This window comes from Bacteroidales bacterium (genome assembly GCA_021648725.1).
Classification (GTDB): domain Bacteria; phylum Bacteroidota; class Bacteroidia; order Bacteroidales; family JAADGE01; genus JAADGE01.
Map to the genome: position 1 here is coordinate 1 of JAKISF010000006.1, position 12,493 is coordinate 12,493.

Below are 12,493 nucleotides of genomic sequence, written 5' to 3' on the forward strand. Positions count from 1 at the left end.
GTTTATCAAATAAAATCAGCGATATTAATAGCTTGTATAATTTGTTCTAAATTAACAATTTACAATCAAACTAACAACTTTTTTTCATTATTTCGAGCATTTTTTTAACTTCGTAAAGTAGAATTAACAGGCTTTAATATTTATCTGAATAAAAATTCTTATAAGTTTTGATAACAGAAATTTATACATTAAGTTTGTTTCAAAATTTTTGCATTGAAGTTACACATCATTAATATATATTTATTTATAATTATTTTTGCTTTGCTGTTTGCATGCAACTCAGAACAACAATCCGATAATGAAATTATTCCCGAATCGGTATCTGAAACCGGCAATACAATGCAAAAAACAAGTTCAATTTCCTTAAATGAGTCAGTTCATTTTATTAAACAACCCTGTGTATGTTTTTTTAGTATGTCAGATGAAGAATATGAAAACTTTCTTCTTAGTTCAAATATCAATGTAAAATGGGAATTTGATATTATGTTTAAAAGGTTTAAACGAGAATCAAAAAGTGCAATATCATCTTTAAAAAAACAAAATATATCAGCATATTATGTTACAAAGCCTGTAATAGCATTTATCTCAATAAAAAAAGATACAATCTTTTTTAAACGAAAAGATGAAGATTATTTTATGGGACAAATATTTTTTTCAGGAAAAAGTAACTTGGTTGTCGAAGAAGGTTTAATGAAATTAAATCAACTTGAAGAAAAAATAAAAACTTTTTTTAAACTTAATGATGATTTCAGAATAAAAGCTGTTTATGAGAAAGTTGACAGTTCAAAATCTGAAATAAAAGATACAATACAAACTTTATTAACAGATACTGTAAATTAAAATATTTTTTTGGCATACGAATTGATTTATTCATATTAAATCAAACAAAAAAAGGAGGAAACTATGAAAAAATTAATTTTTACACTCGTAATGTTCGCAGCACTAATTGCAGTGCCGAAACAATCAGAAGCTCAAAGACAAAATGTGCTAAATAATGGTTCAGAGCTTGAATTCAGAATGTACGACAACTCAATGTTTGTTGTTATTTTTGACAGAAGAATATATGATTCACCAACTTCGCTATTCAGATTATCAAACATAAAACCCGGTAATCATCGCATAGTTATTAAAAAAAGATACGGAAGATACGGAAGTGATAGAATTGTTTACAACGGAAGTGTTAAAATTCCGCCGAGATCTGTCGTATATGCAAGAATAAACAGGTATAACAGATTTGAAATAACAAGAGTAACTGACATCGCAGGATATGGCAGTGGTTATAATAACAATAATAACAATAACGGATATTATAATAAACCGATGTTAGATTTGCCCAGGTTACAAACATCAATGAGGCATGCAAGTTTTGAAAACGATAAATTAAGAATTGCAAGGCAGGCGATTTCAACTCACAGAGTAAAAGCAAATCAAATATACAGAATATTAATGTCGTTCAGTTTCGAATCAACAAAATTAAAACTGGCTAAGTTTGCGTACAGACATTGTGTTGATAAAAGAAACTATTATTTGGTAAATGATGCATTTTCATTCAGCAGCAGTATCAGAGAACTGGATAATTACATCGGCGGTTTTCAATCAGATTATTACGATGATGATTGGGACGACTATAACAGAGGTAATAATGACAGATGGTAAATAGTTCTTGTTCTAAATTCATTTAATAATAGTCCGACGGCACTTCTGAGTCATCGGATTATTTTTTGAAATACCTAAAATAAAAATTATTCAATTCTTATTCATATTATCATCTAATAGTTTATTTTTGTTGAAAATTTAACAAAAGATTTATATGAATATTGAATTAATAAAAAGCACGGCAAACACTATCAGAGCATTATCAATAGATGCAATTCAGAAAGCAAATTCCGGTCATCCCGGGCTTCCTATGGGAATGGCAGATGTTGCAACCGTTTTATTTAACGAATTTTTAGAGTTTAATCCAAAAAATCCCGATTGGTTTAACAGAGACCGTTTTGTTTTATCAGGAGGACACGGAAGTATGCTCTTATACAGCTTGTTGCATCTTTACGGCTACGATTTGAGTATGGATGATATTAAAGCATTCAGGCAATGGCACAGTAAAACACCCGGACATCCCGAATTGCAAGACACGCAGGGAGTGGAAACAACAACCGGCCCCTTGGGGCAAGGCATTGCAAATGCCGCAGGAATGGCTTTGGCAGAAGTGATTTTAGCTTCAAAATACAATACAAATACAGAAATCATTAATCATTCTACCTATGTTATGGCAGGTGACGGCGATTTACAGGAAGGAGTTTCACATGAAGCATGCTCGTTTGCAGGGCATAATAAATTAGGAAAATTAATTTTGTTATATGATTCAAATAACATAACAATTGACGGAGAAACTAAACTTTCATTTTCGGAAGATATTGAAAAAAGATTTGAATCATACAATTGGCATATTCAAAAAATAGACGGGCACAATTATAAAGAAATCTATTCCGCTCTTGAAAATGCAAAACAAAACACAGACAAACCTTCAATAATTATTTGTAAAACAACCATCGGTTTCGGAAGTCCGAATAAAGCAGGAACATCTTCCGTTCACGGCTCACCTCTCGGAGAAGAAGAAATAAAACTTACAAAAGAAAATTTGGGAATACCTCAAAAAGATTTCTATGTTCCCGATGAAGTTTATGAATTTACTGAAACAAAAGCAAAAAAAGGAGCCGAAAGCGAAAATAATTGGAATAAAGAATTTGATATTTATTTTAATGATAATAAAGATGCCGCAATTGAACTTAAAAAAATAATTAACAACGAATTATTACCTTATGACGTGCCGAAATTCGATGCCGATACAAAGTTTGCAACAAGAGCATCATCAGGTAAAGTTCTTGATGAAATAACTAAACAAATTTCTAATTTAATCGGAGGGTCGGCAGATTTAACCCCGTCAAATAAAACACAAGCAAAAGGACAATTTGCATTCAGTTCGGTAAATAATTCGGGGCAATATATTCATTACGGAATCAGAGAATTCGGTATGGCAGCAATTATGAACGGAATAGCTTTGCATGGCGGTTTAATTCCTTACGGCGGAACATTTTTTGTCTTTTCTGATTATATGCGTTCTGCAATTCGTATGGCAGCTTTGATGGGAATAAGAGTTATTTATGTGTTTACGCACGATTCGATAGGTTTGGGAGAAGACGGGCCTACACATCAACCCGTTGAACACCTGTCTTCGCTAAGAGCAATTCCTAACATGGTGAATTTAAGACCGATGGATGCAAACGAGACAGCCGTTGCCTGGGATATTGCAATAAAAAGAACAGACGGTCCGACTTCACTGGTACTGACAAGGCAATCTTTAAAAACCGTTGAAAGAGGTGCAAGAGGTTATGCCGATGTTAAAAATGCTTATAAAGGTGCTTATCTTTTAAGCGAAGACTATAATGCCGATTTAATATTTATGGCAAGCGGTTCGGAAGTTGAAATTGCACTGAAAGCAAAAGATATCTTAGTTCAAGACGGTATTGAAGTTAGTGTTGTTTCATTTCTTTCTACAGAGATTTTTGATAAACAATCAAATGAATATAAAGAAAAAGTACTGCCGAAAAAACAAACAAAAAGAATTGCAATAGAAGCAGGATCTGATATGTCGTGGTATAAATATGTAGGCTTAGAAGGGAAAGTATTGGGAATTAATAAATTCGGCGCATCTGCTCCTTTTGAAGAGCTTTATGAGAATTACGGAATAACTGTTGAAAATCTTGTGAAAACAGCAAAAGAAATGTTGAAATAGTTAAAATTTATAATGAAACAAAAAAAAATAGCCCCGTCTCTTTTATCTGCTGATTTTTCTAATCTTGAAAGAGATATAAAAATGTTAGAAGAAGGGGGAGCTCATTTACTACATCTTGATGTTATGGACGGGCATTTTGTGCCGAATATAACTTTCGGTCCTTTTGTCGTTAATGCGATTAATAAAGTTGCAACAATTCCGCTTGATGTTCATTTAATGATTGAAAATCCGGGCAAATATGTGAATGCATTTATTGATGCCGGTGCAGACTATTTAACCGTTCATGCAGAAGCCGACAATCATTTACATCGTGTAATTCAACAAATAAAAGCAAAAGGAGTAAAAGCCGGCGTATCATTAAATCCGCATACACCTGTTTCTGTTTTAGAAAATGTTTTGAATGATATTGATCTAATTTTAATCATGTCGGTTAATCCGGGCTTCGGCGGACAAAGTTTTATCCCGAATACTTTGAATAAACTTCGTAAATTAAAAACTATGTTGAGCAAACATGATGCGACACATATTGAAGTAGAAGTTGACGGCGGAATTAAAATTGATAATATAAGAGAAGTTTCAAATGCCGGATGTGATATTTTTGTTTCCGGTTCGGGAATTTTTAAAGCTGATAATCCGAAACAGATGATTTCAGATATGATTGAAATATTAAAATAATTTGACTAATAAAAATATATCAATTTAGTAAGTCATCGGATAAAAATATTTATACTAATTCGCATAATTATAGTTTCATCCGATGACTGAAAAAAACTAACCCGCAGTAAAGTTTTCAGCACCTTCCACTAATCCGACTAATTTTTGCGGGTCGTGTATTAATACCGGAATATGTTGCGGACAAATTCTTAAATCATTTCCTTTATATTTCATCATTATTAAAGGAACTTCATTTTCATCTCTTTTACAAACAATACATGTATGTTCAGTATTTTCCATTTTTTTATATTAAGGTTTAAAAGATGCAAATATATTTAATTCCGGTTAAGCAGAAAATTATTTTTTACATTTAACATAAGTTTTTACATAGAAATAAAATAGCTTAATTTTGCAGTTTAAATTTATTAGCATGAAAAAGATATTAAATGTTTTATTTGTTTTTGCTGCATTGCTTTTTTGCTATGCCGTATATACTGAAGATGATTTGTTACGAACAATTACAAAACCTGTTCCGTTAATTATTCTTTTGTTTATTCTGAAGCCAAACTCAAAATACCGAAAAATTATTCTTATTGGGTTTATATTTTCATTAGCAGGAGATATTTTCTTAATGAAAGTTGTTGATAAATTTATTTTTGGTTTAGCTGCATTCTTAATTGCTCATGTTTTCTATATAATTGCTTTTAGCAACAGATTTAAATCTTTGAAAATAATTAGCTCAGTGCCTTTTTATGTAATTGCAGGTATCTTAGCATATCTGTTTTATCCGTATTTAGGTAATATGTCAATTCCTGTTTTGGTTTATATTTTTGTGATAATGACAATGGTATGGAGAGCATATTTGCAAAGGAAACATAATAAATTTGCAATATACGCTTTTGCAGGAGCAATATTATTTGCGATTTCAGATTCTAATATAGCACTTACTAAATTCGTTCAAGATTATGATTATTCAAAAATAATTACTATTATTCTGTATTGGTCAGCACAATTTTTAATCTATAAATCAACAACAAAGGCTTAATAATTGTAATAACAAATAATTAAAGCAGATAATATTAATGATGAAAATTTACCATATTCTCACTATAAATCCGGGTTCAACATCTACAAAAATAGGTGTTTTTAAAAATGAAGAACTTCTTTTTGAAGTTAATATTCATCACGGTCCGAAGCAATTAGAGCAATTTGCTGATATTTGGGAACAATATTCATTCAGAAAAGAAGAAATTATTAATGAACTTGAAAAAAAACAATTTGATATTTCTGTCTTAGATGCAGTTGTAGGCAGAGGAGGTTTGATAAAACCGATACCGAGCGGAACTTACTATGTTGACCAAGATATGATTAATGATGCTCGTTGCGGATTTCAAGGACAACATGCTTCAAATCTTGGTTGTGTAATAGCATACAGCATAGGTTGGGAATATTCAATTCCTTCATACATTGTTGATCCGCCTGCAGTTGATGATTTAGAAGAAATTGCCAGAATATCGGGACATAAAGACTTTGAACGTTCATCACTTCTTCATGCACTAAATATTTTTGCAACTGCACGTGAATATGCTCAAAATGTTAAGAAAAAAATAACTGATTTAAACCTAATTATTGCACATCTCGGCGGCGGAATAACGGTTGCAGCCCTAAAAAAAGGAAAAGCCGTAAATGTGAATCACGGTTTATATGAAGGTCCGTTTTCCCCTGAACGAAGCGGAAGTTTGCCGTTATTTAAATTTCTTAAACAAAGCCAATCGGGTAAATATTCCGAAGCAGAGCTAAAAAAAATGGTTGTCGGAAAAGGCGGATTAGTTTCATATTTTAATACTAATGATGCGAGAGATGTTGAGAAAATGATTAATGCAGGTTCCGAAAAGTATAAATTAGTTTATGAAGCAATGGCATATCAAATTGCGGAAGAAATAGGGAAACGAGCAACTAATTTAAAAGGAAAAATTGATGCAATTGTTTTAACAGGCGGTTTGGCTAATTCTGAGATGTTGACAAGTTGGATAAAAGAGAGAGTAGGATTTATTTGCGAAACGATTATTTATCCGGGAGAATCTGAATTAGAGGCATTAGCACAAGGAGCATTGAGAGTTTTAAAAGGAGAGGAGAGAGCCAAGCATTATACACAAGATATTAAAAAAATAGGAATATTATATTGGGATAATTTGGAAGTGTATGTAAAATCTATTAATGTTATTGAAGAGAAATTTAAAAAAGCAGGTTATATTTTCCGGAAAGAACGTGATAATAATCTGCAAATAAAATATGAGAATTGTAAACGTGACGAAGAAAAGGTTATGTATGCAATTGAAAATTTCAAGAACGAAAAAGTTGATTTAATTTTTGCAATAGGTTCGCCGATTAGTATGCGAATAGGTCAGTATCTTAAAAATGATGATATCCCTGTTGTTTTTACCGGAATTTACAGTTCGGCAATAATTGCCGATTTTGAACAAGAACACAATAAAAATTATTATGCAACTTGTTATGCTCCTGAAATTGACGAACAATTTAAAAATACGGTTTTAAAAATTAAAAAAGACCTGAAAAAAATAGGTGTAATATACCGAAGAGGAGAACTGCAGGCAGAAATTCAATATGATGACATACTTGAATATACTAAAAAAGCAGGAATAAAATTATTCAGCTATGAAATACAAGAAGTTGAAGATTTCGGAAAAGCAAAGGCATATTTTAAACGAAAAGAAGTTGAATGGGTTTATATAGGTACAAGCACCGTTATTGCAGCATCGGGTTATGAGCAGTTAAGTATAATAACCGATAACTTCCCTACACTGTGTATGTTAGAAGATACAGTTTTAAGAGGCGGATTATCCGGCTATGTTATTCCTTGGGATGTTATAACTGAAAGTTCTGTAAAAATTGCATTGGATATTTTGGATAAAAACTTTATAAAATCAAGAGTCGCAAAGCCGTCAAAAGCAAAACTTTTTGTGAACAGAAAAACTGCACAAAAATTAAATCTGTTTAATACTTTTGATAAGTTTGAGAATAAAGAGTTTGTGTAAAACTCACAAAGCATTCAAAATACTATTACTCTGAATTATTCATATCTGATACGAGTAATATTTAAAACCTTACCGCTGTAATTGTGAGGATAATATTAATCTAAAATGTATCATTTAAGATACTCTCAAAATCATCATCAGTCTCAAAATTATCACTATTTACAGGAATGTATTCAAAATCAATATCATAATCAACCAAATCTTCAAATTCTTCTCCTTCTTCTCTCATATCTTCATCATCTTCACTGTAAAGCCAACGTATTTTAACTTCAAAACCGTGTTCTGTAAGTTCTCCCAATTTATTCATGAAAATTAACAGAAACTTTGCTGAAGATGTGTTAAAATAACTGAAATTTAAATCAAATACTGTAAGTTCCAGCGGATCTTTTTTGTATTCCTCAAACCACTTAAAAACAGGTTCGTAAAATTCAAATGCGTTAGGCGGGCAGGATATTCCGTACAATTGGAATTTGTCGGAATCTTTATCTAATGATATACCCGGAGATAAATCTTTAGGCTTTAGATATATTGCTTCCATTAATTTAATTAATTTAGATTAGAGAGCATTATTTCTGATAATAAATATTATCACTTAATTTAATAAATACAAAGTTAATAAAATAATATTATAATCTAAAGCAAAAAATGCGGATATAACCCGCATTAATTCATATAATATAATCTAAAAATAAACTAATCGTCAAGATCTTCAAATTTAACATCAGTAAATTCATCTTTTATCTCTTCTGCTTTATCTTTAACTTCTGTTTCGTCTTCTTTCTTTTCAGGCATTTTTCCTGTTTCAACAAATTCTATAACATCATCTAAAGCATCGGCGAATTTGTCAAAATCCTCTTTATATAAGAAAATCTTATGTTTTTCCACTTTGTAACTGCCGTCTTCATTATAGCGTCGTTTTCTTTCGGTAACAGTAATATATCGTTCACCGCTTTTCGTTTCCTTAACATCAAAATAGTAGGTTCTTTTTCCGGCTTTTACTGAACTCGTAAAAATATTCTCCCTAAATTTCTTTGCTCCGTCAGTCATTTGTTCGTCCATCTTGAATTTTTAATTTAATTAGTAATTAGTTCCTGCTCAATGCAAAATTAAATAAAAAAATATAATTGTTGCTTTTTTTAAATAATTATTCAAATGTTATTTAATGTTTTATTTGCTATTTTAAGTCAATAGTCAAATAATCAATGTCTTACATTATGTTCTTTAACTTTAAAATTTGTTACATTTTTATTTCTCAAAATCAATACCTATTTTTACAAATAATTGTACAATGCAGAAGTTTAAAATGATGAAGAAGTTTAAAATAATTTTTAAAATCCTGATTTTTTTCACCGCATCTTTAATCACAGTTTTTTTGTTTCCCGAAAGTAATAAGTTTTCTTACGAATTCCAAAAAGGAGAACCGTGGAAACATAAAAGTTTAATTGCCGAATATGATTTTTCGGTATATAAAAGCAAAGATATTATTGAGCAAGAGAAAGACAGTATTTTAGAAAATGTAAAACCCTATTTTAAGTTTAAAGAAGATGTTTCTATAAAAAAAACAGAACTTTTTAATTCCGAATTTGATATTTTAATCGAAAAATTAACATCCGGCTTGTCCGATGATAATTTAATTGCAAATATTCAACAAAATTCAAATGTAATAAAGCAAAAGATTATTAATAAACTGACTTCAATATACCGGAAGGGAATTATTGAGCCGATAACTGCCGAAGAAATTGTTAACAAAAAAGATTTAAAAATATATATCGTAAAAAATAATGTTGCAGAATTACATGACTACGACAAGTTATTCAGTCAGAAAAAAGCATATTTTGAACTAAACTCTTTATATTCTGAGTTAATAAAAAATGCAAATTTTCCGATGCCCGAAATTGATTTTTCAAAATATGTTGAATACAATGTCCTGTATGATAATCAGATGAGTCAGAAGACAAAAGAGCAATTACTAAATGACATTTCTCCTGTAAGAGGCATGATACAAGCCGGAGAAAGAATAATATATCAAGGACAATTAATAAATGACGACAAATTTCAAATTCTTACATCATTAAAAAAACAATATTTATCCGAACAGGATTCTTATTCTGACAGAGCAATAGTTTTTGTAGGACAATTTATTTTAGTTGCCGCTATCTTTTCAATATTATTTTTATATCTTTATTTTTATAACTCAAAAATTTTCTATCATAACCGTAAATTACTGTATTTTCCCTTTTTAACCATTTTAATTATTATAAGTTCAGCAGCAGTTTCTAAATATGAAATACTAGACTTATATCTTGTCCCTGTTACGATACTCCCTCTGATAACAGCAACTTTTTATAAACCTCGTACGGCTTTTTTGCATCATATAGTAACAATATTATTAATAGGTTATATCGCTGCTAACGGTTTTGAATATATCTTTATTCAGTTTATTGCAGGCTTTGTTGCAATTTCCGGTGTAAGTCGCTTAAACAGACGAAGCCAAATTTTATGGACAGCAGCATTAATTTTTATTACATATTTTATTTTATTTAGTGCAATAACTACAATACAAGAAGGAGATATTAATAAAATTGATTTTACAAAAATTGCATGGTTTGCCGGAAGCAGTGTTTTAGTATTAATTGCATATCCGTTAATTTTCTTTTTTGAAAAAGTATTCGGTTTCTTATCCGATGTTACATTAATAGAACTTTCCGACACTAACAGACCTCTGCTGAAATTACTTGCCGAAAAAGCACCCGGAACATTTCAACATACAGTTCAAGTTGCTAATATCTCGGAAGAAGCAGCAAGAGAAATAGGAGCAAACCCCTTGCTTGTCAGAGCAGGAGCAATGTATCATGATATCGGAAAAATGAATAATCCGTCTTTTTTTATTGAGAATCAACATTCTGAGAATCCACACGATAAAATAAGCCCGCTTAAAAGTGCCGAAATAATTAAAAAACACGTTACAGACGGAGTGAAAATGGCAAAAAAATACGCATTACCAAAAGAAGTTGCTGATTTTATTACAACACATCACGGAAATTCAAAAATTGCTTGGTTTTTATATAAATATAAAGAATTAAATAAAGATGAAGAAATAGATGAAACTTTATTTCAACACAAAGGGATTTTACCTTATTCAAAAGAAACTGCAATAGTTATGATTGTCGATTCGGTTGAAGCAGCATCAAGAAGTTTACCCGAATATACAGATAAAACAATTGACGATTTAATTGAAAAAATTGTAACCGGTAAAATCTCGGAAAATTTATTAATAGAAGCTGATATAACTTTTGCAGAAATAAATAAAGTTAAAAAGTTATTGAAAACAAAATTGAAAAACATATATCATACAAGAGTTGTGTATCCGGAATAAGTAATTATTAAAATAGATTTTAATTTTTTTCGTTATATTTAATAAATGAAACAACTGTTAATAATACTGATTGCATTTTTAAGCATAAATATTTCTGCTCAAGACAATAATACACCCGAAGGTTATGTGAAATATTCTAATTCTTTTAAATTTAAAGACGGTATTTTTGAAAGTTTCATACAGGTAAAAGAAAATAATCCGATAAAAAAATCACAAATTGTAACAAATATTGATTATAACAGCTTTGATTTTTTCGACCGTTTATTAGAAGAAAAAATAATTACAGTTTATGATAATTTAGGTGTAAACAGGAAAATTAAAACAGAAAAAATATGGGGTTTCAGCAATAAAGGAGTTTTATATATTAATTTAAATGATGAATACAACAGAATACCTGTTTTCGGCAACATAAGTCATTTTATTGCAAATAAAACATATATAGAGTATGACCCTTACAGGTATAATTCCTATAACAGATATAACAACCCCTATAGTACGAAAACTGTACTGATGCAATATCTTCTTGATTTTGAAACAGGTAAGATTTATGATTTTAATTATAAATCTGTTGAATTATTAATCTCTAAAGATCAAGATTTATATGAAGAATTCAGCAAATTAAGTAAAAGAAAGAAGAAAAAGTTACAATTTTTATATGTCAGGAAATATAACCAAAAACATCCGATTTATTTCCCGAAATAATTTTATTAAACTAAAACGAAAATGAAAATGAAAATGAAATCTTTCAGCCTGATAATTTCAGCAATATTATTAAGTGTATCACTTTATTCGCAACAAATGCTGCCTACCTCTAAACAAGTAAATACTTTTTTAGATTCCAGAACTTATTTTGTTCAAGATAATAACCTTTTCGGAATGTATAACTCCGCAATAGCTGATGCAGCAAAAAAACACTGGAAAATTACTGATTATGCCATAATTAATAAAGATGATTACAATAAAAAAAGATATGTGCCTACGGCTTCAATGATTATTCAAACAGAATCTCATTTTGAAGGACAAGAAGATTTAGGAATATTCACTTCTTTAAGTCTTGTTCTCGGAAGATCAGGCGGCAATATAAACACAATGCCTGATATTATTACATTACCGTTGGCATACAGCGATGTAGATTATGATCAATATCATTATAAACTCGGTTTGGCTTTAATATTTATGCAAAATCACGTTAAATGGTTAAAAGATAATCCTGATATTGAAGACAAAGCTCTGATTAATCACTATAAGAAAAGTAAAAAAAGCACAAAAGAAAAAACTTTATACCTGCTGAAAAATGAAATGGCAGAAGATGTAAAAACAATTTCTGCAATAAAAGAAGTATATTCCGGAGATGTTAAATTTGTAAGCAAAGAAGAAATACAAGAAGCAATTGACAGTAAAAATGAAAATATTTTAGTTTTACACATGGTAGCTCCCAAACGAGCTGTAAAAGGAACAGTTGTTACAAAAATGATTTTAAGTGCAAACAATGCAGAAATTTATTATTTTGATTATCACAGAGTAAAAGGGAAACGAAACCCCAATAAGTTTCTGAAATCTGATTTTGAAGCTTTGAATGAATTGTAAATCTATCTTATAGTTTAAAATAAACCC

12 protein-coding genes are annotated in these 12,493 nt (G+C 30.1%); 9 read left to right on the forward strand and 3 right to left on the reverse strand.

The features are described 5' to 3' along the window. Nucleotides 1-213: 213 nt before the first annotated feature. The 4 genes from L3J35_03360 (at nt 214) to rpe (ending at nt 4,468) form a co-directional block, all read left to right on the forward strand. The gene (locus tag L3J35_03360) at nt 214-840 is read left to right on the forward strand and encodes a hypothetical protein (protein MCF6365219.1); all 627 of its coding nucleotides are present in this window, start codon (nt 214-216) and stop codon (nt 838-840) included. A 63-nt stretch (nt 841-903) separates the two neighbouring features. Further along, nucleotides 904-1,656: a DUF4476 domain-containing protein gene (locus tag L3J35_03365; protein ID MCF6365220.1), complete on the forward strand. Its 753-nt coding sequence runs from the start codon at nt 904-906 to the stop codon at nt 1,654-1,656. Between the two features lie 154 nt (nt 1,657-1,810). Further along, nucleotides 1,811-3,793 (forward strand): transketolase, encoded by a 1,983-nt coding sequence (gene tkt, locus L3J35_03370; protein MCF6365221.1) that lies wholly within the window; start codon nt 1,811-1,813, stop codon nt 3,791-3,793. 12 nt (nt 3,794-3,805) lie between these two features. Further along, nucleotides 3,806-4,468, forward strand: a complete 663-nt coding sequence (gene rpe / locus L3J35_03375) for a ribulose-phosphate 3-epimerase (GenBank protein ID MCF6365222.1) — start codon at nt 3,806-3,808, stop codon at nt 4,466-4,468. A 96-nt stretch (nt 4,469-4,564) separates the two neighbouring features. On the opposite strand, the gene L3J35_03380 is transcribed toward rpe, so the two are convergent. Beyond that, the gene (locus L3J35_03380; GenBank protein MCF6365223.1) at nt 4,565-4,747 is read right to left on the reverse strand and encodes a hypothetical protein; all 183 of its coding nucleotides are present in this window, start codon (nt 4,745-4,747) and stop codon (nt 4,565-4,567) included. Nucleotides 4,748-4,877: 130 nt separating this feature from the next. On the opposite strand from L3J35_03380, the gene L3J35_03385 reads away from it, so the two are divergent. Further along, nucleotides 4,878-5,492: a lysoplasmalogenase gene (locus tag L3J35_03385; protein ID MCF6365224.1), complete on the forward strand. Its 615-nt coding sequence runs from the start codon at nt 4,878-4,880 to the stop codon at nt 5,490-5,492. A 37-nt stretch (nt 5,493-5,529) separates the two neighbouring features. After that, a complete protein-coding gene (buk, locus tag L3J35_03390; protein ID MCF6365225.1) occupies nt 5,530-7,503 on the forward strand; it encodes a butyrate kinase in 1,974 nt (657 codons plus the stop codon). 100 nt (nt 7,504-7,603) lie between these two features. Here buk and L3J35_03395 read toward each other — a convergent pair whose 3' ends face one another. Continuing rightward, a complete protein-coding gene (locus tag L3J35_03395; GenBank protein ID MCF6365226.1) occupies nt 7,604-8,041 on the reverse strand; it encodes a DUF1987 domain-containing protein in 438 nt (145 codons plus the stop codon). A gap of 155 nt (nt 8,042-8,196) precedes the next feature. Beyond that, the gene (locus L3J35_03400) at nt 8,197-8,562 is read right to left on the reverse strand and encodes a PUR family DNA/RNA-binding protein (GenBank protein ID MCF6365227.1); all 366 of its coding nucleotides are present in this window, start codon (nt 8,560-8,562) and stop codon (nt 8,197-8,199) included. A gap of 229 nt (nt 8,563-8,791) precedes the next feature. On the opposite strand from L3J35_03400, the gene L3J35_03405 reads away from it, so the two are divergent. Genes L3J35_03405 through L3J35_03415 form a run of 3 tightly spaced genes read left to right on the forward strand, consistent with a single transcriptional unit; the run spans nt 8,792 to nt 12,466 of the window. Further along, the gene (locus L3J35_03405) at nt 8,792-10,879 is read left to right on the forward strand and encodes an HDIG domain-containing protein (GenBank protein ID MCF6365228.1); all 2,088 of its coding nucleotides are present in this window, start codon (nt 8,792-8,794) and stop codon (nt 10,877-10,879) included. Between the two features lie 45 nt (nt 10,880-10,924). Further along, nucleotides 10,925-11,581 (forward strand): hypothetical protein, encoded by a 657-nt coding sequence (locus tag L3J35_03410; GenBank protein ID MCF6365229.1) that lies wholly within the window; start codon nt 10,925-10,927, stop codon nt 11,579-11,581. A 21-nt stretch (nt 11,582-11,602) separates the two neighbouring features. Continuing rightward, nucleotides 11,603-12,466, forward strand: a complete 864-nt coding sequence (locus L3J35_03415; GenBank protein MCF6365230.1) for a hypothetical protein — start codon at nt 11,603-11,605, stop codon at nt 12,464-12,466. Nucleotides 12,467-12,493 lie beyond the last annotated feature (27 nt).